The organism is Paenibacillus aceti, assembly GCF_003614185.1.
Classification (GTDB): domain Bacteria; phylum Bacillota; class Bacilli; order Paenibacillales; family Paenibacillaceae; genus Fontibacillus; species Fontibacillus aceti.
The window spans coordinates 2,950,444-2,976,930 of record NZ_KZ987724.1 but is presented as its reverse complement, the minus strand read 5'-3'; the positions used below and the strand labels follow the sequence as shown (position 1 = coordinate 2,976,930).

Sequence of the window (26,487 nt, the reverse complement as noted above, 5' to 3'; positions counted from 1 at the left end):
TGATGGAGGATTCTAATGGAGACAGTACAGAGCGAACAGCATATTCATCTTTTTTTGAAAAAAGCAATTTCCAGCCTTCTGGAGCGTCCGGAGCTGTTGGAGGAACTGACTGCCGATACACAACTATCGGAGATCGGCATGGATTCGGTGATGCTGGTCAATCTCATGGTTCACATTGAACAGGAATATCAGGTTTTCTATGAAGATGATGAATTGCTTGAGGAGAACTTCGCAACGATCGGCAAGATCGGCCAAATCATCAATGACAAAGTAAGCTCAGGGGTCTGAATGTTACGGCAAATTCATTGTCTGCTAGATTGTCTGGCTTATGCCCTGCATCCGGGGACAGATTATCGTCCGCTGTTCATCGGAGCGTGGAATACCCCTTTCGAGGTGGAGGAGGATGGGCGTATCTCTTATTTCTCCGCCTCCATTACGAATGAAGTTTACAGGACGATGTTCGAACAATTCTATCGGCAGCAGCTCCATGCCTGGTACGATCACAGGCTGAACAAGCAGCAGAATTTCGAGAGACTACGGCGTATGATTATGAGAATTCAGCCGAATCAGTACCTACTCGTACAGTTGGATTTATTCTATCTGAAGTATGAGACGAGGTGCTATCGCAAGATTCATCAACCGCATTTCGTGATCATTCTTGAAGAACAGGACCAGCATTGGTCCGTCGTAGACCCCTATTTCTCATGGGAAGGGAGATTGCATGAAGAGGAGATCTCATCCGCTTTCTGTGAGAACCCCTTGGGCGAAGGATTTCTATTGGATACCACGAACCTCTCCAGGCCCGACATCCATTCCGTATCCAGCTATTTAGAGCAAGAGCTTGTGCAGGGGCATAACAGCCTGGTACAGGAAGTAAAAGAGACGATCCGCAAATTTACCGATCACGCAGCCGAATTTCCCAAAAAACGACTGGTGCGCACCTTTTCCCAGATTGGCATCCTCGCCAAGAGGAAGCTTAGCTATCAACTGCTGTACGACTATCTTGTAGCCTCAACATCCCCTGACAATGACTTTGCCAGTAAGGTAGAGTCGTTAGTCAAAGGCTGGAATGCCTTTGGATATATGGCGATTAAAGCGTCGATGGGGGCAGCCAAGCTGGAGCAGCTCTGGGATAAAGCGGTGCAATTGGAGCAGCAGGAGGAAGAAATCAAAGCATGCCTGCGGTCTGTACAGCGGCAGTGGAAGGAGGCTCAGTAGGATGCGTCCTTTACGAATCGGATACGTAGGCGGACACTCAGCGAAGGTGAATGAGCGGGTGATCGATGATCAGTGGACCGCCTACCTCGGGGAATATACGGATCTGGTCAGAATTCCTCCCTTTGTCTTTATCCGCTTGTTCGGCGGCTCCATTAATAAATGGATGAGGCGATTTCCCGATGGATTGGATGAGCTGGGGGAAGGGTTAAGACGAGTATGCGCCAAGTACGATGTTCAAGTCCTCTATATGAATCTTCCGATGATGATTCCCTTTCTATTGATGGCGAGGAACTATAAGCAATTGGATCTCAGCATACTGTTCATGGCGCATTCGGTCGCTTCTCCCTTCTGGTTGAAGCAATGGATCGGCATCACTCCCTTCCTGACGGATAGGGATATCCTTTTAACTAGTACCCGCTCATGTAAGCGAGCGCTGACCAATATCGCGCCGGTGTATGAGTCTGCTACCGAAATACCGCTATGTATTGGCATGCGGAACACAGCGCCTTCTGAAGCGGCAGAGCAGCGGATCTTAGCGATCAGCAGGCTTGAGAATGTGAAGAATATCGATGCTCTGCTCTCCTGCTTCTTCCGAGTTCGCGAGCAGGTACCGGGAGCTAAATTAACGATTGCCGGTGAATTTACCGGTTCGCAGCAGCAAATAAGTGAATATAAGCAGATGCTTGAAGAGCTAATGGATCGGTATGAGCTCCATCAAGCTGTGGAATTCGTTGGGCCAAAGACGGGGGAGGCGAAGGATCAGTTATTTTCGGCGGCTAGCCTGCTTGTGAATTTCTCCACCGATCCCGGCGAGACCTTTGGCTTCAATCTACTGGAAGCGAAAGTATGGGGCTTGCCCGTGGTATGTACGAAGTGGGACGGATTTCAGGCGCTGGTCTCCCCGGACGAGGACGGATTATTGGTGGATAGCAGCTGGAACGGGGAGAAGCCCTGCATAGATCTGGAGAAAGCTGCGCAAGCCTGTGTTCGGCTTCTGACCGACTCCAGGCTGCAGCGGCAACTGTCTGAGGGAGCGCGGAAGAACGCTCTTCTTTATGACTATAGAGTGATCATGCCCAAGATTGTTCAAACCGTAGAAGCTCATCTAGCTTTATCAGGCCGGATCGAGAACAAGCTCCCGTTGGAGAGCGTTGCGACTACTCCGTTGCGGGAATTGCCGCATATTTACGATATAGAGCGCCTGAAGCCATCAGGTTGGCTGCATGAGACGCCGCTGTCGATCCTGTCGCTGGAAAGCGCTGAGCCATTGGCTGAGTGGATGAGCAGGGTAAAGCCGTTAATCCGCCATTTTGCGGGGGAGGGAATGATTTATGCACAGCATTAGATTGTTTTTGCGTCTGGCGCCATATGTGAAGATTCGCTGGAGGCTGACAGGAGTCGCTTATTTATGTACTTTCCTGCACTTAGGCTCCTTGATGGGACAGCCCCTGATCTTCGCTTATTTAATCGATACAGTTCTCATTGAGAAAAAAACAGAATTGCTTCCGCTTCTCATCTTCCTTTCTATAGGCTTGGCCTGCCTGTCCGTCATTTTCTCGCTCATACGTGCCGGAATTTTTCGCTATCTTGGCATTACGCATACACTTGATATCCGCGAGGTGCTGACCTCTCATATCCGTAAAATACCGATTCCGGAGATTGAGAAACATGGGGCGGGCAAATTCCTGGCCATGCTGGGCTATGATACAGCTACGATGGGAGATTATATGAATCACGTCCTCGTAGAGCTGATTTCTCAGCTGTTCATCATGTTACTTGCCTTCGGCGTGCTCTTTACAATGGATTGGAAGCTAGGGCTGCTCGCCCTGGTAGGCTTGCCTGTCTTATTGTGGCTACCCCGGATCTTCAAGAAACAGCTGACGACCCACATCGATCATGTCCGAACGCATAACGAGCAAATCGGAACGCATTTATTAGAATGCCTGGACGGGTCCAGGGAAATTCGGGTGTACGGCTTGGAGGAATGGGAGAGGGGCCGGAATCAGAAGATGTATGCGGGTCTGGTCAAATCCAGCACGAAGGAGACGTTCTATCGGACGCTGTCTTATCAGGCCAGCAGCCTGGTGATCAGTCTGGTGATCGTGTTTGTCTATTGGGTCGGCAGCAATCAGGTACTGTATGAATCTTTATCGATCGGGATGCTGGTCGCCTCGGTTAACTATTTGCACAACGCGCTCAATCCAGTGCAAGCGATCAATAATTTTTACGCTGAATTGCAAAGATCTGAGGTAGCGCTGCAAAGAATCGAAGCCTTCCTGGAGACCCCTTTTGAAGCATTGGTTGCTCAGTTTGGTCAGGAAGGGGATGAAGCCTCGCCATACGCTGGTTCTGATATCGCTGTCGATGCAGAGCAAGTCAATGTCTCCTATGATGGAGCTCATATTTTGAAGGATATCAGCTTCAGCGTCAAGCACAATGAAACCGTCGCCTTTGTCGGGCGAAGCGGTTCTGGCAAGACGACATTATTCAGAACGTTAGCGGGCTTTATGCCGATAGAGTCAGGAACGATCAAGATTGACTCCAGAGACATGGATAATATGACAAGAGCAGAGCTGAATTCCCGGATCGGTGTCGTCTTTCAGGAATCTTATATTTTCAAAGGGACGATCGGTGAAAATATTAAACTGGGAAATTTGGAGGCTACGGAAGAGGAAGTACATGAAGCGGCACGCATCGCAGGTTTGCAGGAGGTCCTCGATCAGATGCCAGAGGGAATCGATACGATGATCGATAATAAAGGCTTTCAATTATCCGGAGGACAGCGACAGCGCCTCGCGATTGCTAGGACGATCCTGAAGAAGCCGGATATCCTAATTCTCGATGAGCCGACCTCCGCTCTGGATCGAATTACAGAGAATGAAGTGATGGGAGAATTGAGGAATGTGATGAAGGATAAGACCATCCTGATTTCTACTCATCGGCTTAGCACAATAGCTTATGCGGATACGATCTTCGTGATGGATAAAGGGAAGATCGTGGATCAAGGCAGCCATACCGAGCTGCTGGAGCGCAGTCCCTTATATACCTCCTTAGTCGCCGATATGAATCGGGAGGATGGAGACGAGGCTGAACAGCATGAAGAGGTTCCCGTTGCGGCAGGTGTAGAGTATGAATGATCTCGGTACGTTCATCCGTCAGTTTTCCCGGGGAGATCGTGGCATTTATGAAGTGAAGAAGAAGAATAAGCGATTCATAGCCTATAGCGAGCTGTATCAATCCGCTCTGGAGCTGTCTGCATCCTGGCGGACACTGAAGCTCAGGGAACGCTTTATTGCGGTGGTATGGATGGAACAGAGTCTTGACGGCTTGCGCTCCTTTCTGGCTGTCGTGCTCGCTGGTGGGATTCCGGTTCCGATGCATTCTTTTTCAGCCGTCGAAGATATTTCGGGAGCGGTCCGCAGGCTGGAGGCGGATATGGTCGTGGTGTCGACAGCTAAGTTCCGCATGTTTCATTCTTCTCTATCACTAATGGATGTGCAGCGCTCGCCCTATTGGATTGATCTGGATACCGGACGGTTGTTAGCAGGCTCGGATGGATCTGACGCATCACATGGTAGCGGACATGGTGGCGGGAAATTCGCTGAACGGGAGTATACGCCTCCGACAGAGACCGCAGTGATCTTTATGTCCTCAGGCTCTACGGGATGGCCTAAAGGCATTATGCTGAGCGACCATAACATTATCTCGAATGTCGAATCGATCCAGGATTACGTCTGGCTTAACAGGGGCGATAAGTTGCTTGCCTTCAAGTCGCTAGGCTACTGTTCCTCTATTACCGGGGAATGGCTAACGGCGCTATTTGCGGGTTGTGATCTGCAATTGACCGATGCTTTTATGCATCCGTTCGAGATGCTCCGGTTCGTGCGAGAATATGGCACTACTTTTATGTGTACAGTCCCTTCCGCCATTCTGCCCTTGGTCAAGACGGAGCGTTGGGGGGAGAAGGATGTCGCGAGCTTGAGGAAGATGACGATTGTGGGTGGCCCGATGCCTAGTGACAGCTTGCTCCACTTAAGCTCGCGAATGCCCTCGGTTGAGTTGATGCCGTCTTACGGGCTGACCGAGGCTTCGCCCAGGGTGACTTATCTGCCTGCCCAGCAGTTAAAGGTGCGACCGGGCTCCGTCGGCATTCCGGTGAAGGGGGTGCAGGTATCCGTGTATCGGAGCGGCGTTGTGGCGGAACCGGGAGAGCATGGGGAAATTGTCGTCACTGGCCCCAATGTCATGCTCGGTTATTACAATAATGACCGATTGACCTCAGAACAGCTTAAGCCCGAAGGATTGTATACCTCGGATATCGGCTATATCGATCAAGACGGATTTATTTATATCACTGGGCGGATGGATAACGCCTTAAATGTGGGGGGACATACCGTCTATCCTGAGACGATCGAACGCATCCTCCTTGGCCTTCCTTTTGTTCGAGAGGTAGCCGTTACCGGCGTGGCCGATGATATCTGGGGAGAGAGGATGGTGGCCTTTGTCGTCTTGAGCGATGGAAACGGCAGGATCAGTGAATTAGCTGAATTCAGCAAGCTACATCTCCAACCTGTGCAACGGCCCAGGAAATGGATCATTGTCGATGAACAGCAGCTGCCGCGAACGATCGTTGGCAAAATAAACAGACTGGCTCTAAGAACTATGGCAAAGGAGTGGGAAGATGCCGCAACATTCACTTCACCAGGTTGAAGAAGAGGTAATTCATATCATAGCCCAATTATGCAAGCGAGAGGCGACAGAGATTGCTAAATATCAATCACTGGCCAATGATCTAGCGGTCGACTCGATTCAATTTCTGGAGCTTCTCTCCACCTTGGAGGAGCATTTCGGCTTTGAAATGGAAGTCGATGATTTACAGCCCGAACGGTTCCGGTCCGTTCAATCCGTGATTCATTTTGTCTTGGGGAAGACGGGCGAATGAATAATTCTTACGAAGTCGAACAACGCTTGCAGCGGTTCGTTCTGGATCGCTTGCAGGAGTATCCTTTTTACCGGCCGTTCGGGAAGGTGGCTCATTTGCATGAACTGCCTGTCGTGGACAAGAGAATGATCAACGAGCAACGGGAGCAGTTTGAACGGCCAGTGACAGGGAAAATCTACGAAACCTTTACTTCGGGAACGACGGGAATCCCCTTTCGCTGCATCAAAACCGCGGAAGAAAGACTGCAATTGTCAATGGCCCTGTACCGCCAGAGGAAAAAATGGGGACTGCCCGCCAACCACCAGATGCTCCTATTAAGCAATCGCAGCTTGACAGAAGGGCATCATTTGGGTCATTACGTATCCAAGCTGATGAAGAACCGCTATCACATGATCCAGGGAAGAGCCTCAGCGCTGCTGTCCTTGGCGCAATATATTTCGGATCAAGGGGTGCAGGTGCCGGACTCACTGCTCTTCATTCAGAATTGGGGCGAGCCTGTCCATGCTTTTCAGAAGAAAGAAATTGAACAGGTGTTCCAGGTTCCGTTCGTTGATTATTACGGGCTGGAAGAGCTATGGGCCATCGCCTTCTCCAACCGAAACGGCCAACTGGAGGTGGATGAGCAATCCGTATATTTGGAAATATTGGAGCCGGGCACTTTCAGAGCAGTTCAGGAGGGAGAGTACGGAGAAGTGGTCGTGACTTCCTTCGTGATGCGGAGCATCCCCTTTATCAGATATCGGACAGGAGATATCGGCCGTATATTCCGCGATCCTTCAGGAGCTTTGCTGCTGGAACTGTTCCCGGTCCGGAACGAACAGATCAAGCTGCCGAACGGTCAAATTCCTTCTTCCATATTCCGTTACCTGGACAAGTTCTTCTATGAGTTGGCCGAGCATAACCGTATCCGACAATTTCAGGTCATTCAGGAGACTTATACCGATTTTCGATTATTAGTCGTTGCAGAGCAATTGGAGGAGCCTCTCCTGCACAATAAACTGGAGAAGTTTCTAAGCCAGAGCCTATCGACGGAAGTGAGGCTGACCATCGAGAGGAAGGACGGCATTCTCCCTTCGAATAACGGGAAGCTGCAATCCTTCATAAGTCTTGTCTAATATGGCGTATGCGCAACTAGGAGGTGGAAAAGAAGTGAAGCAACCGAAGCAAACTGTCGTTAAGCTTGCCGCCATGGAATGCGCTGCTTCTTGTTTAATGACGTACTTGCAAATGAAAGGCATGAGCTATCGTTATTTTCTGATGAACTATTGGAGCCTGGTCTATGATTCGAAGCTGATTATGTCAGGCAAAAAGATTCGCTTGTACCGACTTGATTATTTCTACGGGATTCGTTCGGAGCTGAAGAAAGGTACGAAGGATGCTCTTATTCATCTACTGGATAGCGGCTCTATGGCGATGCTCATGTGCAAAACGACCAATCTGGATTATTTTCCACGGGAATTAATGACTCATGAAGGGAACGGAATCCGCCATTTCATATTGATCCAGGGTTATGATCAGGACAAGGATGAGTTCCTGGTCGCCGATCCTACCGCTGATTTTACGGGGCGGATCACCAGCGCGCAGCTAAGCAAAGCCGGTGCGGATAGGAAGGACAGCGTTTCTATGTACTATCATACCCTGGAGCCGTCGTCCTCTGACTTTGTATCGCCTGATCCTAAGGAGGCTTTTCATTATGCCGCCAGCCAAAATCTGCAATTATACGTGAAAAGCGATCATAACTTCGGGCGGAAAGCGATTGATAAATTTTCGGAAGAGCTGGTGCAGTCCGCGAACTGGAACAAAGAACTCAGAGATCAATGGATCTTTCAAAATAATATTACGATTTCCTCGATTGTTAAAACGAGAGCCGCTGTCTGGAACAGCTTCCGCGAGATGCATATGATGAGCCCGTCGCAAATCGAGGAGGGGAATTCATGGATTGATTCCATCGTGAAGCTATGGACGACCGTGAATTTTCTACTCATTAAATATAAGAAGAACGGCGATACCCATTTACTCGAAAGTCTATTGGAGAAATTAGAGGAGATCAAGCAAAGAGAAATACAGTTCCTTACCAAAATAGAACAGATAGGAAGTGAACTTCGTGAAATATAATTTATGCACGATTTCATTTCGGCATGAGTTGGTTTCCTTCGATCATCTGATAGATTTCGCCGGAAAAGCCGGATTTTCTGGAATCGAGCTATGGGGCGTTCATGCCAGAGCACTTATAGATGTCTCCGCAGCGCAGACTAATCCCTGGATCGCGAAGATGAAAGCCCAAGATTTACAGATCCCGATGATTAGCGATTATGTGAATCTATTGGATGAAGAGATGCAAAGTGGGGTGTTGGAAGGAAAAGTGGCTGAGTGGCTGATGCTGACCAAAAAGTTCGAAACAAAGTATATCCGGATTTTTGCGGGTCATCGGGGTAGTGGTCAGGTTAATGAAGGGGAATGGCGGTTATGTATCAGCCGACTCGGAAGGCTGGCGGAATTAATGGAGCTATGCGGGCTTGTGCTCGTTATCGAAACCCATCCGGATACCCTTGCTGACACTCTGGATTCTACGCTGCGCTTGATCCATGAGGTGAATCATAAGGCCTTGCAGATTAATCTGGACTTCCTCCATATGTGGGAAGGAGGGACAGACCCGGTGGAAGCTTATCAGGCTTTAAAACCATGGGTCGCTCATTTTCATATGAAGAACGTGAGCAGTAAGGAGAGGCTCGGCCAGTTTAGCCCGGACAATGTCTATTCGCCCAGCGGTTCCCGGGATGGAATGGTGCCATTAGGTGAAGGGGTGGTCGATTACACCCGCATTATTTCTTGCCTGGATGAGGATGAGATGAAGTGTACAGCTTCGATCGAGTGGTTCGGCCCGCAGCCTTTTCAATATTTAAGCGCCGAAATGGATTGGATTCGTACCGTATCTGGACGAACCTCATTTGAGGTAAGCGGATGAAGAAGGATTTATTTATTGGAAAATTACTTGATGTGCCAGAGTCGAAGCTGTGGTATTCCAACCTCAATTGGGAGCAGAAAATCAAATTGGGCGTACGGCTGCCTCAATTTAAGAACGCAGCCAGTGACGCTATTGTCGAGCAGATGCATTGGCATCAAGTCTATTTAGCCGATGAACATGATGAGGTCATCATCAAGGAAGCGCCGAACCCGGACTATCTGGCTTATTTGGAGCGGCAGGGGGTGCGCCTTCCGCAGCTTTTTATCGGCAATCCCTATGAGCATCCCGATAAATTTCGGGACAGGCCTGTTATCCCTTATCTGCTGGATGCCAGTAATTTTGATTTTTTTCGTGAAAATCATAGTACGGTGATCGGCCCACCGCCTACCTTGGCCTTGGATCTGAACAATAAAATCTTCACAAGGATGCTATGCGAATCGCATTCGATCCCTGTCAGTGACGGGGTGATTTGTCATCATTATGAACAGTTGGCCCCGCAGTTTCATGCATTACAGGAACGGACGCAGGCGAGCCGTTTTGTACTGAAGACCGCTTATGGCTCTTCCGGCAAAAATTTATTTCATATCCGCGATTCGAAGGACTTCGAGTTTATTAACGCCTACTTATCCCGCCAGAGGGAAAAGGCCGATTTCATGGTTTCTATCGAGCGCTGGCATGAGGTGGATTACAATCTGAATGCGCAGCTATTGCTGTGGAACGGGACATGCAGAATTTTGGCCATCACTAGCCAAGAAATTAATGATGTAGGTGTCTATAAAGGAAGTGACTTGAATCCGGCTGTCCCGGAGCAGATCATGGAAGCTTACAAGAGCGAGCTGGAGCAGCTTGGCCGCATTCTATTAGAGCAGGGTTACCAGGGCTTCGCCGGTGTAGATTCCATCATTGATAAGCAGGGCAGGCTGATTCCGGTCATTGAAATTAATGCCAGGTTAACTATGGTCACGTATATGCTTGCTATAAGAGATCAGTTGATTAGCGACGGTTTCGCTTATATCGCCATCCGGTTCTATGATTTGAAATCGCCTGAGCGCATTCCCTTTAGCTCGCTTGAGCAGCAGTTTGAAGAGCTAGATTTAGCGGGTCAAAGAGGAGCGCTGATCTATGGCTTTCATGAAGTGCTTGATCCGAAGCAGCAAATATATGTTTATCGCGTATTCGTATTGTGCTGGGCGAGGGAGAAACAGCAACTGCTGAATTTAATCGAATATATGCAGGGGATGATGGACTCCAAAAAGCTGGTGGAGAAGAGGTGAGTGTATGCAAGTAGCGGTTCATGAAGCCCAAACGATTGTAAGTGCGATCGAGCGTTTCGGTTCTCCATTATTTTTATATGACGAATCCAGGCTGGTAGCCAATTATGCCTCGATCCGGGAGGCTCTGCCCCAGGCAGTAAGGCTCTATTACTCGATGAAAGCCAATCCCAATCCCTATCTTTGCAGTACGATCCATCAACTGGACTCTCCGATCGAGGTGGCTTCTATCGGGGAATATCGGCGGGCAGTTTCTATCGGTGTACCCGCTGAGGAAATTGTGTTTACTGGCCCGGGCAAGAGCCGCGAGGAGATACGTGCATGTATCGAAGGGGGCATATTCTGCATTAACGCCGAATCGGTGCAGGAACTGCAAGTGATTCAAGAGGAAGCGCAACAGCTTGGCGCAACGGTACCTGTTACCCTCCGAGTCAATCTGAAGACCACCCGTGCAGGCTCCCGTATGGCTTCGGTGGGCATCCCTTCTCAATTTGGAATCGACGAGGATCAGCTGGAGGATGCTATCCGCACTTTGCTGATGAAGCCGCAGCTTCATTTTATCGGCCTGCATACGTATCAGGGAACCCAGAATTTCCACCTGGATTATTACCGGGAAAGTGTGCCGAGAATGTTCGATTGGGTGCGTAAAATCAATCGCCAGTTCGATCTGCATCTCTCCACAGTCGGATTGGGCGGGGGATTCGGAGTTCCGCATTTCATTGGGGATGAGCCCTTTCCAATCATGGAATTTGGCCGCATCGTAGCGGAAGAGCTGCGCAAAAATGAAGATTTGAATTTATCTCATATTTTTGTGGAATCGGGGCGGTTCATTACTGCCAGAATGGGCTGCTATATTAGTCAGGTGCTTTACGTCAAGCATTCTCATGGCAAAAGATTCGCCATTATCGACGGGGGCACCCACCATCGGGCGTTCAGTACGGTCATGGGCAGAAGCTTCAAAGCTCATCTTCCGATCCGTTATATTCTGCAGGACAAGAAGGATACGATTAGGGAGGAGGTCAGCGGTGCTCATGAGGGGCATGTGCCTACCAATGTGGTAGGCAAACTATGCACACCTACGGATGTTGTCCAGAGCGGGGTGCAGCTGCCGGAAGCGTTGGATCGGGGGGATATTCTTATTTTCCCTAATTCCGGGGCCTATGGGCTGAGTTGTGGCAATCTTTATTTCCTGTCTCACACCTTACCTAAAGAGATATGGCTCGCTCCTGACGGTTCTCTTCAGGATGTAAGCTGGCTAGGGTAATAAAGAACCCTTGAATCTACCAGGAAGATACTGGCGGATTCAAGGGTTTTTCGGCTTATTTTGTAGCCTTGTATTTATCCAGATATTCCTTCACCTTGGCCGGATCAGCTGTCAGCTCATTACCCGTCTTGACGATCGGGCTGACGGTAGATACTGCCTTGATCTTCTTATTGCTGTAGAATTGCAGGAAATCATCCTGATTGATCGAGTAAAGGACCGCTTTTCTCAAATCCTCGTTCTTGGCGACGTCTCGATTGCTCGTATTGAAGAGCAGATAAGATACGGCGTTGCTCTCGATGCTCTGCAGCTTCAATTTGCTGTCGCTCTCGATCGTGTCATATTTCGTCTCCGGGACCCCGTAATAGAGGTGGATTTCCCCGCTGCGCAACGCGGACAGGGCGCTATCGGAATCCGCGATGAAGCGCACCTTCACAGTTGCGATCTTCGGTTCAAATTTGGAGCCTTTGCGGTAGCCCGGGTTCTTGTAGAAGATGCCTTCATAGTCATTTTTGTAGGACAAAATATAAGGGCCGCTGGCGTACAAAGTATTATTGTATTTGCTGCCTTCTGTCACCGTATTCTGATCGCCGTAAGGGATATCCTTGTTAACATCGAATTTGGCGACATCATAGGTGTTAATGCTCTCCACTTGCTTCTTGGAGACGATCCCGGCGGATTGATGGGCGAGATAGTTCAGCACCTGCGGGAATGGCTCGGTTGTCGTCAGCTTAACGACCTGATACTTACCTGCTGTATGATCCGCCTGATTTTTGTCGGCAACGAGTTCCTTGATCTTCGTGTCGAGACCGGCGTCCAGCGCTTCCCGGATGCTCCCCTTGCCGGAGGATTGCTTCACATTGTCTAGAGCAGCAAGATCGGTCACCGTTTCAATGGTTTTAATATGCTCATGCAAGCTATAGGTCCGATGATCCGGCACGGAGTTTTTATCCTTGGCTCTGTCGAGGGAGAAGATCACATCATCGGCACCTACGCGCTCACCAGTGTCAACGGCTTGTTTATTGTCGATCTTGGCAAAGCTGATATCGTCCCTAAGCAGGAAGTAGTATTCCGTATTTCCTTCAGCAATGCTGTGGTTATAGGACAGGGAGCCGTCGGAGGTGATCTTGTCATCATCCGTCAGATTAATCAGCCGTACATACATATTCGTATTGAGCTGGTTGATCGAGCCATCATTGCCTTTGATCGGATCCAGGGAGGTCAGCACCGAAGATGATTGCGTCAGAATCAGCGGTTCTTTGTCCCGTTTGGAGGTATCCTTGAAATCGATAGTCTCCCAAGCCAGCGCGCGGGATTTAGAGAGTCTGACTGTATCCGGGTTCAGAACCTCCTTATTGACGGCTTGGCTCTTCAAGGAAATGTAGAGCGGTGCGATATAGGCCTTATCAAACACGAGATGCTGCTCCAATTGTTTATACGTATCTGTGTATTGCTCTGGAGTTTCGGTGGCAGCTTCATCGATCAGCTTGTCGAGCTCTGGATCAGAGATAATGCTGTAATCCCCGCCAGTCTTGAACAGCGATCTGACAGCATAATCGGGGTTCCCCGTCACCGTGGTCCAGCTTGAAAGAGCGATATCGAAGTTGCCGCCATCCTCCTGCGCCTTGAAGCTGCCATAATCCGGCTGCAGGTTTAGCTTCACATTGAAGCCGTTCTTCGTTAATTGGTCACGAATAATGTTAATTTCCGATTCATTAGAGCTCATGCTGAGCAATTCAATGTCGACTCGGGTATCATTCTGGGCGGCTGTTGTTGTTCCGGAGTTGTCGGGCTTATTTGCCACATCCGTCTTGGTCTTTAAGGAGCAAGCGCTGGCCACCAGTACAAAGGTAAGTAATAGTGCGAGCAAAGATGTTTTTCTCATGATTCATTTCCTCCTGTAAATGTAATTAACTCAATTTAGGGTCCAGGGCATCGCGAAGTCCGTCGCCAAGGAAGTTAAAGGACAGGACGAGGGCGATGATGGCCAGGCCCGGATAGATGGCCAGATAAGAATTTGTCTCCAGATAAGTGCTGCCCAGCTTCAGAATATTGCCCCATTCCGGGATATGCGGCTCTACGCCGAGACCGAGGAAGCTCAGACTGCTCGTGGAGATGACCGCTGCGCCGATCGTCAGGGTAGCCTTGACAATCATCGGGGCGAGCGAGTTAGGCACGATATGCTTGAATATGATCTTGGCATCTCCAGATCCGAAGGCCCGGGCGGCATCGACATATTCATAGGTCGAGACCAGCAGCACATTCGCCCGCATTGTTCTGGCGTAAGTAGGTATGGAGCCGATGCTAAGCGCCAGAATCAGATTCACGGTATTCGCGCCGAAGGCGGCGATGATCGCGATCGCCAGCAGAATCCCTGGAATGGCGTACAAAATATCGAGCAGCCGCATGATGATATTGTCGGTGCGGCGCCCGTAATAGCCGGATACGGCTCCAAGGATGCCGCCGACAACGACGGGGATCGCGGTAGAGATCAGCCCGACAATCAAGGAGGTCCGCGCTCCGAAGATGATGCGTGAGAATAGACATCTGCCGAAATTGTCTGTGCCGAGCGGATAAGCCAGGCTAGGATGCTGCAATATGGCGCTATAATTGTTCTCGGTCGCCATGCTATAGTCGAAGGTGAACAGACTACAGACGGAGATCGAGAACAGGAAAATAATGAAGGATAGTCCTGTCATCGCTGCGACATTTCGGGTGAGGCTCTCCCAAATATCCTCCCATTTTGCCGAAGTAGGATTCTCCTGGCCACGGATTCTTCTGAGTAATTGAATACCGAGCAGCAGGGCGAAGAGATTGCCGGTCGCCGAGGTTAGGATAAGTAGACCAGCAATGGCTGCCATCCGTGGAGCGATCCTCTTATTGCGCCGCACAAATTTGAGGACTAGCAAAAGCGCGATGGCATGGAACAGGGAGATCACTAGCAAAACGGACATCGCCGGCAGAAAAGTATCCGATACATAAGGCTTGAACAGATTGAGTGCGGACACCGCCAGGACGAGCAGCCCTGTAAGCAACGTATGTACCGCTAATGTGTACTCTGTAGTTCGGTGTCTTTTTACCCGCTGTAAGGCAGCCTTGCTGTATCCCCCGGAAGTTTTCAAGTTTGTCTGGATCATATCTACACCTGCTTTAGTATTGTTTCATTCTGGTTCGGATTCTCGGATCGAGAAAGGCATATAAAATATCGATAATGACGTTGATCAGTGAAATGGTGATTGCAGTATACACTACTCCGCCCATAATACTCGGAATATCGGGTATAAATTGCTTATCGACGATATAGCTGCCGAGTCCGCTAATATTGAACACCTTCTCCGTGACCGCCGAACCGCCCAGCATTCCGCCGAATTGAAGCCCGATGACAGTAATGATCGGAATCATAGCGTTGCGAACGGCGTGCCGGAGCAGAACCTGACGCTTGCTAAGCCCTTTCGCTTTAGCGGTCAAAATATAATCCTCATGGATAACCTCCAAGGTGGAGGATCGGGTCATTCTGGCCACGGAAGCACTAAGTCCGGTTCCGAGCACAATCGTCGGCATAATAATCGATAGCCAATCTTGCGGATTATAGGTTGCCGGCAACCAGTGCAGCTTGATTGAGAAATTCAAGATGAAGATCAGCCCCTGCCAGAAGCTTGGGATCGACAGGCCGATCAGCGCGATGAACATGAACGTATAGTCCCAGAGAGAGTTGCGCCTCGTGGCCGAGATGATTCCGACGGGGATGGCGATCAGCATAGACAGCAGTAGAGAAATGACCGTCAGTGTAAAAGTAATCGGGAATTTTCTGGCGATGGTCGCCGTCACCTGCTCATTCCCAGAGAAGGATTTGCCCAGATCGAAGCTGGCGATTCCCTTGATATTGCTCCATAGCTGCGACAGATAGGACTGATCGAGCCCATAGATTCGGTTGAAGTTAGCGATCTGTTCCTCCGTCGCGGTTTCCCCAAGTATATTGGCCGCCGGATTCATGGGCGACAAGTATAGAATCGTAAATACGAGCACCGATACACCAAGGATGACGAACAGGCTCATGATGAGTCTCTCGAACACATACTTCACATAGGGATTGCTATAGAGGCCAATTAGCAGGTACATCAGCAAGCCCGGCAGGATCGAGAGGAGCAGAAATACTGGATTCTCGATCAATTTGGCGAAGGTGGCAGCATAGCTTAATCTCTGTTGTCCGCCTGACTGCAGCTTGCGGTTCGTCTCTTCGAACAGCGTCTCTTTGAATTTGGCTTCGGCTATATGCTTCGCTTGACGTTCTGTACGCTCAGCGCTCACATGCTGCTTGAAGAATTGCTGCTTCCTAAGCAGTTGCTCCTGCGTCTCTTCTAATAGTTGAGTCAGATATCCGGCTTCCAGCAACTCGCTTCGGGTCTCATTCATCAGGGCATGATAGATATCATTTTTCCTGTGCAGCCCATAATAGAGCAGAACTATGAGATTGACCGGCGCACCCAGGACTAGTAACCAGTACTTATAGGATGGGTTGAGCAGCATTTTGGCATAGACATCACTTATGTAACAGCTGAGATTTGATCCATGAGATGGCTTGGCGATTCTGGCAGCTCCCACAACGGCTTCCCCTCCTGATGTATGAATTTGCATTATTCCGATGGATATAGTATATATTATGGTAGCATGGTTTTTCTGTCAACAGTTATTAAGGATAATCTACATAAATTTCATAGTAGACAGGTGTGATTAATATGGAAACTATCCTCGAAGTGAAAAATTTAACGGTTTCTTTTCAGAATCGGGAGCAGGAATTTGCGGCAGTCCGTGGGGTCAGTTTTGAGGTAGGCAAGGGAGAAACCTTGGGAATCGTTGGCGAATCCGGCAGTGGGAAGAGTGTAACGGCCCGGTCGATTATGCGTCTACTGCCCTCACCGCCTTCTTATATGAAAGACGGAGAAATTACTTTTTTGGGCAAAAATCTGGCCGATTACTCCGAGAGAGAAATGGAGAATATCCGCGGCCGTGACATAGGCATGATCTTTCAGGATCCGATGACCTCGTTAAATCCGACGATTAAGATTGGAGAACAAATATCCGAGAGCCTGATCAAGCATCAGCATTTATCGAAAAAGGAAGCGAAGCTGCAGGCGATGGAGATGCTGAGATTGGTGGGGATTCGTAATAGGGAGGTGCGGTACAATCAATATCCGCATGAATTTTCCGGCGGGATGCGTCAGCGCGTCATGATCGCAATTGCTCTGGCCTGCCGACCGGCTCTATTGATTGCCGATGAGCCGACCACGGCGCTCGATGTGACGATTCAGGCGCAAATTCTTAGTCTGATGAAGCATATTCAGGAGAAATTCGGCACCTCGATTATTTTGATCACCCATGATCTTGGGGTTGTAGCGGGGATGTGCGACCGTGTTGTTGTCATGAAGGAAGGCGTTATTGTGGAGAGTGGGACGACCGAGGAAATCTTCGAGAAGCCGACACATCCCTATACATTGAAGCTATTAAATGCGCTGCCTAGGTTGGATGAGAAGAAGAAGGCAAAGCCTGCGCCTCATATATTGACCAGTGCGGATGATGCTCGTCCGTTGCTAGAGGTTAGATCACTGCGACAGCATTTTGATCTGGGCAAGGGGAACGTGCTCAAGGCGGTGAATGATATCAGCTTCCATATCCATGAGGGAGAGACGCTGGGGCTTGTCGGTGAATCTGGCAGCGGCAAGTCGACGACCGGGAGGGCGATTCTGCGATTACATCAGCCAACAGGGGGAGAGGTGCTGTATCAGGGGATGGCGGTCAATCGCCTGTCTTCATCGGAGATGAAGACGATGCGCCGTTATATGCAGATGATCTTCCAGGACCCTTACGCCTCATTGAATCCGCGCCTTAAGGTGTTGGATATTATCGGCGAAGCGCTGGATGTGCATCGTCTAGTCGGAAGCCGGGAGGAACGCAAGAGGCGGGTGGAGGAGCTGCTAGATATGGTAGGGCTGGACCCGGCCTTCGCGATGCGCTATCCCCATGAGTTCTCGGGCGGACAGAGGCAGCGGATCGGAATCGCCCGTGCGCTTGCGGTCGAGCCGAAGTTCATCGTCTGTGATGAGCCGCTCTCCGCACTCGATGTGTCGATCCAATCCCAAGTTGTCAAGCTGTTGGAGGAGCTGCAGCAGCGGCTCTGTCTGACCTATCTATTCATCGCTCATGATCTGTCTATGGTGAAGCATATCAGCGATCGGGTAGCTGTGATGTATATGGGCAAAATTGTGGAGCTGGCTGAGAGCGAGGAACTGTATGCCAACCCACAGCATGCGTATACGAAATCTCTTTTTGAGGCGATTCCGGTGCCGGACCCGAAGATTGAAGCGAGGAAGAAGAGAGTTATTCAAGAGGACTATTCTGCTGTCGATCCGTTTCAGGTTGAGCATTCGCGGTTAGTAGAGGTCTCTCAGGGACATTGGGTGGCCATGCCGGCGGTATAATAATATAATTATGGATTCTGCGGCCGTTCCGTGGCTTTCTTGCCGGGGTCGGCCGATTCATTTTCGAAATGATTCCTCTATCTCTATTTTTTTCTTGCCATACTCGGATGATTATGATATTATCTTCTTTGTCAGGTTTTTTACTTCGGGACGTAGCTCAGCTTGGTAGAGCACCTGGTTTGGGACCAGGGGGTCGCATGTTCGAATCGTGTCGTCCCGATCACAGAACAGTCATTTTCGAATGGCTGTTTTTTTGTTTTTACGATAACAACTCCGGCAATATTACGGTATATTTCCTGATCCTATCGGTCACAATAGAAGTACATGATAGTGCGTGTTCAAAAAGTGCTGATAGAAGGGGATCATCGTGAGCATATTCCGAACGAGAAAACAATGGAGAAGACGTTGGAAAAGATGGAGACGTGCGATTTGGACCATTAGTGCCTGCGCCTTAGTAGCGGTCATGGCCTGGATGGGATTGCAGTTGTCCGGTCAGCTTGAGAAGCTGATGACCGGTGAGCCGCTGGCGCTTGAAACGCTGGGCAAGCTGCGCAGTCTGACTGCGGAACAGGCGGAACAGCCTGAACACCCGTCTGCGGATCGGCTTGAGTCACTGCAGGATCAAGAGTGGTCTCAGATCATCCATTCAGGATATATGGGAATTGATAAAGATGGTAATCTGAGCTTGTTTGAAGGACCGCCTGAGGATGAAAAGGTGTTGCGTACTTTTTTCCAATTAGATGTTGAGACGATGGAAAGTGTACTGCCTGAAGAAGCGATCAAGCAGCTGCAGCAGGGAATCCGCGTTCAGGATATGGATGAATATAATAGTGTACTATCGACATTCAGCGATTTCGCTGTTGACGTGACGGAGGAAGTATTGCAGCAGAATAAACATTGACCCGATTTGAATAACCTTTTTAAGCAAGAGCTGTTCTGTAAGTAGTTATTTCTACTTGGAGCAGCTCTTTTTGTGCTGTGCGCAAACTTTTTCTACAAGTGCGGAAATCTTTTGTTATAATGAGGTGAATACATATGTTCGCTTATCGGACATGCGTTTTTTTCTTATATTGAAGTGTGGATTGAAAGGTATCATCGGTCATCAGATTGATTTGGATAGCAGCGTCGCACCCATTGTTAATCGTGGGAAGCTGGAAGTTTATGGCCTGAATTTAGCTAAGAAATTCGCTTAACTAGGGAGAGATTATGCCTTGCGTATATTGGGAATAGACCCGGGGATTGCGATTGTCGGGTTCGGATTTATTGATAAGCAGGGCAGCAAATGCACGCCGGTACAGTATGGATGCATCGAGACGAAGGCCCATACGCCGGAGGAAGACAGGCTGCTCTATGTATATGAAGGAATGGTTCAGCTCATCGAGAAGTATAAGCCTGACGCAGTTGCGCTGGAGAAGCTGTTCTTCAACCGTAATGTAACGACCGCTATGTCGGTAGGTCAGGCGAGAGGTGTACTTGTGCTTGCTGCGGTTCAGAAGGGACTGCCAGTAGCGGAATATACACCGATGCAGGTGAAGCAGGCGATTGTCGGTTATGGTAAGGCAGAGAAGCGCCAGGTGCAGGAAATGACCCGTATGTTCCTGAAGCTTAAGGCGATTCCGAAGCCGGATGATGTGGCCGATGCGCTTGCGGTTGCGATCTGCCATGCGCATTCATATACTTTAAATTCTAAGTTAAATGAGGTACTGAGATCATGATCGATTTTTTGAGAGGTCAGATTGCATATATTGAGACGGAATATATTGTGCTTGATGTACAGGGAGTAGGATACCGTGTGTTCTGTCCTAATCCGTATGTGTTTCCGGCCAAAGGGCAGGAGATGGTGACGGTGTTCACCCACCACCATGTGCGTGATGATGCCCAGCTATTGTTCGGTTTTCCGACGAAGGATGAGCAGCGGCTGTTCCGCAAGCTGATCGAGGTGTCGGGAATTGGACCGCGCGTCGCGCTCGGTATCTTAAGCGGGGGGAATCCGGACGGAGTGATCGCGGCGATTCATAATGAGAATATCGCCTTTTTGACCAAGCTGCCAGGGATCGGTAAGAAGACGGCGCAGCGAATGATTCTCGATTTGAAGGATAAGCTCGAAGGGTTGGGCGGAGCAACGCTGTTCAATCCGATATCAGCAGATACGGCGGCAGAGGATACCCTTGCTCCAGGCTGGCCAGAGGCCAAAGAAGGCTTGAAGGCGCTCGGTTATACGGATGCTGAGCTGGATCGTGTATGGGCGAAATTGAAGGATCAGCTTCATCCGGATGAGGCGGTAGATTCGTTGATGAAGAAAGCCCTGAAGATGCTGTATGCAGGTTAACTTGCAACGGGATGGAAGGAGAGTGGGAGAGCGGTGGAGGATCGAATCATTTCCGCGAATTTAATGATGGAGGATCAAGCGGAGGAGCTGAGCCTTCGGCCTCGCTACTTGTCTGAATATATCGGACAGAATCAGATCAAGGAGAACTTGAAAATATATATCGAAGCTGCCAAAATGCGTAAAGAGGCGCTGGATCATGTGTTGCTGTACGGCCCTCCGGGGCTGGGGAAGACGACGCTTGCCAATATTATCGCCAACGAGCTGGGAGTGAATCTGCGGACAACCTCTGGGCCGGCGATTGAGCGTCCCGGGGATCTGGCAGCCTTGCTGACCAATCTGCAGGAGGGCGATGTCCTGTTCATCGATGAGATTCACCGTCTGCATCGCACCGTGGAAGAGGTGCTATATCCGGCGATGGAGGATTCGGCTCTCGATATTATGATCGGCAAAGGGCCTAGTGCGCGCTCGGTGCGGCTGGACCTGCCGCCTTTTACCTTGGTAGGGGCCACGACCCGGGCCGGGCTGTTGTCGGCTCCCCTCAGGGATCGCTTCGGCATTGTCAGCCGGCTTGAATTCTATACGATGGAGGAGCTAAGCTACATCGTATCCCGCGGGGCGGATATCTTCGGCATTCAGATTATCGGCAATGCAGCTGACGAGATCGCGCTGCGCTCCCGGGGGACGCCGAGAATAGCGAACCGTCTGCTTAAGCGTGTGCGGGATTATGCCCAGGTACGCGGCGACGGAGTGATCACCGAGGCGATCGCCGAAGAAGCCTTGCAGATGCTGCAGGTGGACCCGAAGGGACTCGATATGATCGACCATAAGATGCTTAACGCCATGATTACCAGCTTCAGAGGCGGCCCGGTCGGTCTGGACACTATTGCAGCTACGATTGGTGAAGAGAGTCAGACCATCGAAGATGTATATGAGCCATATTTGCTGCAGATCGGTTATTTGCAGCGCACGCCGCGCGGCAGAGTTGTGACGGCTGCGGCTTACACTCACCTGGGAATTCCTTATCCTGAGGATCGAGGTTAACACTATATAAGACAGCGTGAAGGAGGAGCGAACAAATTGAAGGTGAAGAAAACAACGGCCAAGATACGAAAATGGGGAAGGGGGATATTAGCGGGAATTCTGCTTGCAGGAGCATTGCAGCTCCCTGTATCCGTCCCGGCATCTGCGGATCAAGGGGCAGGGGAGCATGTACGTGTAGCGTTGTTCCTTGACCTGGGCAGCACTTATAAAGCGACGGTGCCTGCGGTCACCTTGAAGCCTGGTTCAGCTATGGAGATGGGACTCCAAGCTGATGGAGGGACGAGCCCGCTGCTGACCTTGGCAGCGGGTCAAACTGTCCGCTTCAGCGCAGGAAGCTATAAAATAAAGGCAGCAGAGAGTGCCGATTGGAAAGCGATCGCTGCTGCTGTTAAGAAATTGCAGGCTACAGCAGACCGTCCAGTCGCTTATGCCGTAGATCAGGCGGGCGGAACGACCTACCAGATCTATACCGGGCCCTATGCCAGTGCGGCAGAAGCTCAGAAGGCTGTGAGCCGGGTATCCGGCAGCCTGGCCGGAACCTTGAGTGGACAAGCTCCGGTAGTTAAGGGCAGCAGCTATTATTCGGCGGGAACCCTCGGCAGCAGGGCTGAAGCGGAAGCATTGCGTAATTCCGCTATGGCAGCAGGCGTAGACGCTTATCTTGTCCTGACCGGGCCGCAGCAATATACGGTGTGGGCTGGCGGGGCTGCTAGTGCAGCGGAGCTGTCAGCGGTGCAAAGCTCCTTGCCGCAGGCCTCCTGGTCCATCGTTGATGCTTCCCAGCCAGGCGTTATCGTGCATCAGGATGTTACGCTTAATCTGAGCTCGCCCTCTCCAGTAGATCATTACGAGCTGAGTGGGACGAATAGCAAGTTGATGATAGATGGCGATGATTCCATGGCAACTCAAGTCGTGGAAAGATCGGCTCGCAGTTATCGGGGCGATTTCGAGATCAGTCAAGTGAACGGTCAGCTTGCGCTCGTTAATGAACTTCCCCTTGAGAAGTATCTCTATTCAGTCCTGTCGGGCGAAGTTCCTGCATCATGGCCGCAGGAATCCCTAAAAGCGCAGGCAGTAGCTGCACGCAGCTATGCGCTCTATTCTGCTTCGACCAACCGCTTCAAAATTGCCGGACTTGTCGATTCAACGTTAAGTCAGGTCTATAATGGCGTAGACAACGAGAAGGACAGTATCATTCAAGCGGTAGATAGTACAGCCGGAGAGGTTATCAAGGCGAACGGAAAAATTGTCGAAGCCATCTTCTCGTCCAATAGCGGCGGCGTATCGGCGGACTCCTCCGAGGTGTGGAGCAGCGTTAATCCAACCTTCTCCAGCGTGAACAGTGAATGGGATAAGGCCGCAATTGCCTCATTGAAATCCTGGTATCATGTTCTGTTATCAAATGGGAAGACAGGCTATGTTCGGGAAGATAATGCGGAGCTAACAGGCGGCACTACGGCTGCCGGATTGAAGAAGCTGAGCGTGACCACCAAATCGGTGATGGTCAGACCGCTACCGCTGATTCAGTCCGATGTCAACCCTGTCGCGAAGCTGAATCCTGGCGATGAAGTGATCGTACTGGATAAAGTAGATGAATCCAGCACTTATGCCTGGCTTCGCGGTCCGTTTACGTCGGATCAGTTATTGAAGACATTGAAAGGAAAGACGACCACCCCCATGTCTTCACCGATATATAATTTGGAAATCACCCAAAGAGGACCTTCCGGACGGGTGACCGAGATCAAGGCGAATGGACAGGTGCTTGATGTGAAGTACCCGGATGCGTACCGCTCTGCATTAGGCAGCTTGCCAAGCACCCTGTTTGATATTGCGGCAACAGGAAGGTATACTGTACTGGGTGCTTCAGGAGCAACTGTAAGCGGTACGGCCGCTTCTGGCACGGCAGTTATGACGGCTTCCGGCCCGCAGACCTGGAGCGGCGGCAATATGGTTGTGATGGACGGCAATGGAACGGCCAGAGTCATCGACCAATCTAACCAGTTCTTATTCGTTGGACGCGGCAATGGCCATGGCCTCGGTCTCTCTCAATGGGGAGCCAAAGGGATGGCGGATGCAGGGTATGATTACCAGCAAATATTGCAACACTACTATCAAAATGTGACTATCGTTAAGGAATGAACAGTATATGGATATAGATATGTATGACTTCGAGCTCCCCGAGGAACTGATTGCCCAGACTCCTCTAGCGGAGCGGAGCGCTTCGCGCCTGCTGACACTGAATAAGCAGACCGGCGGCGTCGAGCATCACCATTTTTCTGAGATAATTGAGTATTTGCAGCCTGGAGATACGCTTGTATTGAATGATACAAGGGTGCTCCCGGCCCGTCTGTTCGGTATCAAGGAAGATACAGGGGCCAAGGCGGAGGTGCTGCTGCTCAAAAATTTGGGCAATGACCGCTGGGAAGCGCTCGTTAAACCAGGCAAGAAGCTTAAAACTGGTGCGGTAATCGTCTTCAGCGATGAATTGAAGGCCGTCATTGAATCGGAGGAAGAGATGGGTGGCCGAGTGCTGCGCTTCTCCTACGATGGGATATTCAATGAGATCCTCGATCGGCTGGGGCAAATGCCACTACCTCCTTATATTAAAGAGAGACTGGATGATCAGGAACGCTATCAGACGGTCTATTCCAAGCATGAAGGATCAGCGGCGGCGCCTACAGCCGGTCTGCATTTCACCGAGGAATTGCTTGGACAGATTCGCGATAAGGGTATAGATATTGCCTTTGTCACACTGCATGTGGGCTTGGGAACATTCCGCCCGGTGTCTGTAGAACGGGTCGAAGACCATGTGATGCATGAGGAATATTATATGCTGCCGCAGGAGACAGCCGATCTGCTAAATGCCACGAAGCAACGGGGCGGCAGGGTCGTGGCTGTAGGCACGACTTCGGCGCGGACGCTGGAGACGGTAGCGCAGAAATGCGGCGACGGTCCGATTGTGAAGAGCAATGGCTGGACAGGAATTTTCATTTATCCCGGATATGAGTTTAAGCTGGTCGATGCTCTGATTACTAATTTTCATTTGCCTAAATCTACGCTGGTGATGTTAGTTAGCGCATTAGCTGGCCGGGAGAATATATTGAATGCTTATCAGGAAGCGATTATACAGAGATACCGCTTCTTCAGTTTCGGCGATGCAATGTTTATATACTAGGCTTACGGAGGAATGAGGGAAGAAAGTGACAGCTGCAATTACTTACGAACATATCAAGACTTGTAAACAATCCGGGGCGAGATTGGGGATCGTCCATACTCCGCATGGAAGCTTCGAGACTCCGATCTTCATGCCGGTAGGAACCTTAGCTACGGTCAAGACGATGAGCCCGGAAGAGCTCAAAGAGATGGAAGCGAAGATTATACTCAGCAACACCTACCATCTATTTCTGCGTCCAGGTCATGAGATCGTTCGCGAAGCTGGTGGACTCCACAAATTTATGAACTGGGATCGGGCGATTCTGACGGATAGCGGTGGTTTCCAGGTGTTCTCGTTGAGCGATATGCGGAAAATTTCCGAAGAAGGCGTGCATTTCCGCTCTCATTTGAATGGCGACAAGCTGTTTCTATCTCCGGAGACTGCGATGGAAATTCAGAACGCGCTCGGCTCGGATATTATGATGGCGTTCGATGAATGCGCCCCTTATCCGGCCGATTATGATTATGTGAAGAAATCGATGGAGAGAACGACGAGATGGGCTGAGCGCTGTCTGGAAAGTCATGCCCGGCCGCATGATCAAGGCTTGTTTGCCATCGTCCAGGGAGGCATGTACGAGGACTTGCGCAAGCAGAGCGCTCGGGATTTGACTTCGCTAGATTTTCCGGGGTATGCTATTGGTGGACTAAGTGTAGGCGAGCCGAAACATCTTATGTATGAGGTTCTGGATTACACGGTTCCGCTCTTGCCAACAGACAAGCCTCGTTACCTGATGGGCGTAGGTTCTCCAGATGCCCTGATCGAAGGAGCAATTCGCGGTATCGATATGTTCGATTGCGTACTGCCTACGCGGATCGCCCGCAATGGTACGACGATGACGAGCCAGGGAAGACTGGTTGTCCGCAATGCCCAGTATGCCCGAGATTTTGGACCACTGGATCCCGAGTGTGATTGCTACACATGTCGGAACTACTCCAGGGCTTATCTGCGTCACCTGATCAAGAGTGATGAGACATTTGGTTTGCGGTTAACTACATATCACAATCTGTATTTTCTTCTGAATCTGATGAAGAAAGTGCGGCAGGCGATTATGGATGATAGGCTGCTTGATTTCAGGGATGAGTTCTTTGAACAGTACGGTTTGTTTGGCAATGACAAAGGATTTTAAAGGGATCAGGATATAAATGGAAGGAGGAAGAGTATGTTTCAACTTGCAGAAGGTACAGCAACACCATCGACATCTGGCCAATTGCTATCCTTTATTGTGCCTTTGATCATTATGTTTGCGGTATTTTATTTCTTGCTGATTCGTCCGCAAAAGAAAAAGCAACAAACGCGCAATAACATGCTGAATGCATTGCAAAAGGGCGATAAGATTGTAACGATCGGCGGCTTGCATGGTACGATCTTGGAGATGACAGACGACATCGTCGTATTGCGCGTCAACGATGTAACCAAGCTTACATTTGAACGCAGCGCGATCAGTCACCGAGTTTCCGAGCCAGAAAAATAGGATGAGAAAAGAGCCTGAATCGGGCTCTTTTTTTGTTTGGATATGGAAGCTACTTCCCGCTGCAGGACTGGAAACTTTTGATAATTTCAAAGGTGCTTTCGAGAACTTCGAAAATGCTTAAACGGGCCCGAAAGTGTGAGCTTTTTAGATTAGAGTTCCCTGCTCTTTAGGAAGTTCTGCAAACGTGCAGGTTGTTAATAAATGTGTCACTTGGCGAACACGAAACTGAGGATGCTCGAACGTTCTAACTAATTGTAACGAAACAGGGTATCGCTATTTGCGTCAAAAGGAGCGATTTG

Annotated in this window: 23 protein-coding genes and 1 tRNA gene; 21 read left to right on the top strand and 3 right to left on the bottom strand. The window is 50.0% G+C overall.

What is annotated here, in order from left to right; translation table 11 throughout:
• Positions 1 to 15 precede the first annotated feature (15 nt).
• Genes BFJ94_RS13275 through BFJ94_RS13230 form a run of 11 tightly spaced genes read left to right on the top strand, consistent with a single transcriptional unit; the run spans position 16 to position 11,660 of the window.
• The gene (locus tag BFJ94_RS13275) at positions 16 to 288 is read left to right on the top strand and encodes an acyl carrier protein (protein ID WP_120463101.1); all 273 of its coding nucleotides are present in this window, start codon (positions 16 to 18) and stop codon (positions 286 to 288) included.
• Positions 289 to 1,218: a DUF6005 family protein gene (locus BFJ94_RS25410; protein WP_162944276.1), complete on the top strand. Its 930-nt coding sequence runs from the start codon at positions 289 to 291 to the stop codon at positions 1,216 to 1,218.
• Between the two features lies 1 nt (position 1,219).
• Positions 1,220 to 2,563 (top strand): glycosyltransferase family 4 protein, encoded by a 1,344-nt coding sequence (locus tag BFJ94_RS13270; RefSeq protein ID WP_162944275.1) that lies wholly within the window; start codon positions 1,220 to 1,222, stop codon positions 2,561 to 2,563.
• On the top strand, positions 2,550 to 4,355 hold the full coding sequence (locus tag BFJ94_RS13265; protein WP_120463099.1) for an ABC transporter ATP-binding protein: 1,806 nt from the start codon (positions 2,550 to 2,552) through the stop codon (positions 4,353 to 4,355). The genes BFJ94_RS13270 and BFJ94_RS13265 overlap by 14 nt, the downstream gene beginning before the upstream one ends.
• Positions 4,348 to 5,928, top strand: a complete 1,581-nt coding sequence (locus BFJ94_RS13260; RefSeq protein ID WP_120463098.1) for a class I adenylate-forming enzyme family protein — start codon at positions 4,348 to 4,350, stop codon at positions 5,926 to 5,928. The genes BFJ94_RS13265 and BFJ94_RS13260 overlap by 8 nt, the downstream gene beginning before the upstream one ends.
• Positions 5,900 to 6,160, top strand: a complete 261-nt coding sequence (locus BFJ94_RS13255) for an acyl carrier protein (RefSeq protein ID WP_120463097.1) — start codon at positions 5,900 to 5,902, stop codon at positions 6,158 to 6,160. The genes BFJ94_RS13260 and BFJ94_RS13255 overlap by 29 nt, the downstream gene beginning before the upstream one ends.
• Positions 6,157 to 7,275 (top strand): phenylacetate--CoA ligase family protein, encoded by a 1,119-nt coding sequence (locus BFJ94_RS13250; protein ID WP_120463096.1) that lies wholly within the window; start codon positions 6,157 to 6,159, stop codon positions 7,273 to 7,275. The genes BFJ94_RS13255 and BFJ94_RS13250 overlap by 4 nt, the downstream gene beginning before the upstream one ends.
• Before the next feature lie 34 nt (positions 7,276 to 7,309).
• On the top strand, positions 7,310 to 8,275 hold the full coding sequence (locus BFJ94_RS13245; RefSeq protein WP_120463095.1) for a cysteine peptidase family C39 domain-containing protein: 966 nt from the start codon (positions 7,310 to 7,312) through the stop codon (positions 8,273 to 8,275).
• On the top strand, positions 8,265 to 9,125 hold the full coding sequence (locus BFJ94_RS13240) for a sugar phosphate isomerase/epimerase family protein (protein WP_162944274.1): 861 nt from the start codon (positions 8,265 to 8,267) through the stop codon (positions 9,123 to 9,125). Before BFJ94_RS13245 ends, BFJ94_RS13240 begins: the two co-directional genes overlap by 11 nt.
• On the top strand, positions 9,122 to 10,399 hold the full coding sequence (locus BFJ94_RS13235) for an ATP-grasp domain-containing protein (protein ID WP_120463093.1): 1,278 nt from the start codon (positions 9,122 to 9,124) through the stop codon (positions 10,397 to 10,399). Before BFJ94_RS13240 ends, BFJ94_RS13235 begins: the two co-directional genes overlap by 4 nt.
• 4 nt (positions 10,400 to 10,403) lie before the next feature.
• Positions 10,404 to 11,660: an alanine racemase gene (locus BFJ94_RS13230; protein ID WP_120463092.1), complete on the top strand. Its 1,257-nt coding sequence runs from the start codon at positions 10,404 to 10,406 to the stop codon at positions 11,658 to 11,660.
• Between the two features lie 55 nt (positions 11,661 to 11,715).
• Here the strand turns inward: BFJ94_RS13230 and BFJ94_RS13225 are convergent, their stop codons facing one another.
• The 3 genes from BFJ94_RS13225 to BFJ94_RS13215 are packed head-to-tail and all read right to left on the bottom strand — an operon-like array spanning position 11,716 to position 16,259.
• A complete protein-coding gene (locus tag BFJ94_RS13225; RefSeq protein ID WP_120463091.1) occupies positions 11,716 to 13,542 on the bottom strand; it encodes an ABC transporter substrate-binding protein in 1,827 nt (608 codons plus the stop codon).
• Between the two features lie 25 nt (positions 13,543 to 13,567).
• On the bottom strand, positions 13,568 to 14,794 hold the full coding sequence (locus BFJ94_RS13220; RefSeq protein WP_120463090.1) for an ABC transporter permease: 1,227 nt from the start codon (positions 14,792 to 14,794) through the stop codon (positions 13,568 to 13,570).
• Between the two features lie 13 nt (positions 14,795 to 14,807).
• Entirely contained in the window at positions 14,808 to 16,259 is a 1,452-nt protein-coding gene (locus BFJ94_RS13215) for an ABC transporter permease (protein ID WP_229716849.1), read from the bottom strand.
• A gap of 134 nt (positions 16,260 to 16,393) precedes the next feature.
• On the opposite strand from BFJ94_RS13215, the gene BFJ94_RS13210 reads away from it, so the two are divergent.
• The 10 genes from BFJ94_RS13210 (at position 16,394) to yajC (ending at position 26,188) form a co-directional block, all read left to right on the top strand.
• Positions 16,394 to 18,133 (top strand): ABC transporter ATP-binding protein, encoded by a 1,740-nt coding sequence (locus BFJ94_RS13210; RefSeq protein WP_120463088.1) that lies wholly within the window; start codon positions 16,394 to 16,396, stop codon positions 18,131 to 18,133.
• Positions 18,134 to 18,279: 146 nt separating this feature from the next.
• Positions 18,280 to 18,353 (top strand) — tRNA-Pro (locus BFJ94_RS13205).
• A gap of 147 nt (positions 18,354 to 18,500) precedes the next feature.
• Positions 18,501 to 19,034 carry a BofC C-terminal domain-containing protein gene (locus BFJ94_RS13200; RefSeq protein ID WP_162944273.1) on the top strand — a complete coding sequence of 178 codons (534 nt, stop codon included), beginning with the start codon at positions 18,501 to 18,503 and terminating at the stop codon, positions 19,032 to 19,034.
• Between the two features lie 310 nt (positions 19,035 to 19,344).
• Positions 19,345 to 19,848, top strand: coding sequence for a crossover junction endodeoxyribonuclease RuvC (gene ruvC, locus BFJ94_RS13195; RefSeq protein ID WP_120463086.1), 504 nt, complete (start codon positions 19,345 to 19,347; stop codon positions 19,846 to 19,848).
• Complete coding sequence (gene ruvA / locus BFJ94_RS13190; protein WP_120463085.1) at positions 19,845 to 20,462, top strand: Holliday junction branch migration protein RuvA; 618 nt, start codon at positions 19,845 to 19,847, stop codon at positions 20,460 to 20,462. The genes ruvC and ruvA overlap by 4 nt, the downstream gene beginning before the upstream one ends.
• A gap of 33 nt (positions 20,463 to 20,495) precedes the next feature.
• The gene (ruvB, locus tag BFJ94_RS13185; RefSeq protein WP_120463084.1) at positions 20,496 to 21,503 is read left to right on the top strand and encodes a Holliday junction branch migration DNA helicase RuvB; all 1,008 of its coding nucleotides are present in this window, start codon (positions 20,496 to 20,498) and stop codon (positions 21,501 to 21,503) included.
• 42 nt (positions 21,504 to 21,545) lie between these two features.
• Complete coding sequence (locus BFJ94_RS13180; protein WP_229716854.1) at positions 21,546 to 23,642, top strand: SpoIID/LytB domain-containing protein; 2,097 nt, start codon at positions 21,546 to 21,548, stop codon at positions 23,640 to 23,642.
• Positions 23,643 to 23,649: 7 nt separating this feature from the next.
• Positions 23,650 to 24,678, top strand: coding sequence for a tRNA preQ1(34) S-adenosylmethionine ribosyltransferase-isomerase QueA (queA, locus tag BFJ94_RS13175; RefSeq protein ID WP_120463083.1), 1,029 nt, complete (start codon positions 23,650 to 23,652; stop codon positions 24,676 to 24,678).
• A gap of 25 nt (positions 24,679 to 24,703) precedes the next feature.
• Positions 24,704 to 25,843: a tRNA guanosine(34) transglycosylase Tgt gene (tgt, locus tag BFJ94_RS13170; RefSeq protein WP_120463082.1), complete on the top strand. Its 1,140-nt coding sequence runs from the start codon at positions 24,704 to 24,706 to the stop codon at positions 25,841 to 25,843.
• A 33-nt stretch (positions 25,844 to 25,876) separates the two neighbouring features.
• Positions 25,877 to 26,188, top strand: a complete 312-nt coding sequence (yajC, locus tag BFJ94_RS13165) for a preprotein translocase subunit YajC (protein ID WP_120463081.1) — start codon at positions 25,877 to 25,879, stop codon at positions 26,186 to 26,188.
• Positions 26,189 to 26,487: the final 299 nt, after the last annotated feature.

Coding starts and splice junctions, on each gene's coding strand:
- BFJ94_RS13275 (WP_120463101.1), top strand. CDS start 16: ATGGAGACAGTACAGAGCGAACAGCATATTCATCTTTTTTTGAAAAAA.
- BFJ94_RS25410 (WP_162944276.1), top strand. CDS start 289: ATGTTACGGCAAATTCATTGTCTGCTAGATTGTCTGGCTTATGCCCTG.
- BFJ94_RS13270 (WP_162944275.1), top strand. CDS start 1,220: ATGCGTCCTTTACGAATCGGATACGTAGGCGGACACTCAGCGAAGGTG.
- BFJ94_RS13265 (WP_120463099.1), top strand. CDS start 2,550: ATGCACAGCATTAGATTGTTTTTGCGTCTGGCGCCATATGTGAAGATT.
- BFJ94_RS13260 (WP_120463098.1), top strand. CDS start 4,348: ATGAATGATCTCGGTACGTTCATCCGTCAGTTTTCCCGGGGAGATCGT.
- BFJ94_RS13255 (WP_120463097.1), top strand. CDS start 5,900: ATGCCGCAACATTCACTTCACCAGGTTGAAGAAGAGGTAATTCATATC.
- BFJ94_RS13250 (WP_120463096.1), top strand. CDS start 6,157: ATGAATAATTCTTACGAAGTCGAACAACGCTTGCAGCGGTTCGTTCTG.
- BFJ94_RS13235 (WP_120463093.1), top strand. CDS start 9,122: ATGAAGAAGGATTTATTTATTGGAAAATTACTTGATGTGCCAGAGTCG.
- BFJ94_RS13230 (WP_120463092.1), top strand. CDS start 10,404: ATGCAAGTAGCGGTTCATGAAGCCCAAACGATTGTAAGTGCGATCGAG.
- BFJ94_RS13225 (WP_120463091.1), bottom strand. CDS start 13,542: ATGAGAAAAACATCTTTGCTCGCACTATTACTTACCTTTGTACTGGTG.
- BFJ94_RS13220 (WP_120463090.1), bottom strand. CDS start 14,794: ATGATCCAGACAAACTTGAAAACTTCCGGGGGATACAGCAAGGCTGCC.
- BFJ94_RS13210 (WP_120463088.1), top strand. CDS start 16,394: ATGGAAACTATCCTCGAAGTGAAAAATTTAACGGTTTCTTTTCAGAAT.
- ruvA (WP_120463085.1), top strand. CDS start 19,845: ATGATCGATTTTTTGAGAGGTCAGATTGCATATATTGAGACGGAATAT.
- queA (WP_120463083.1), top strand. CDS start 23,650: ATGGATATAGATATGTATGACTTCGAGCTCCCCGAGGAACTGATTGCC.
- yajC (WP_120463081.1), top strand. CDS start 25,877: ATGTTTCAACTTGCAGAAGGTACAGCAACACCATCGACATCTGGCCAA.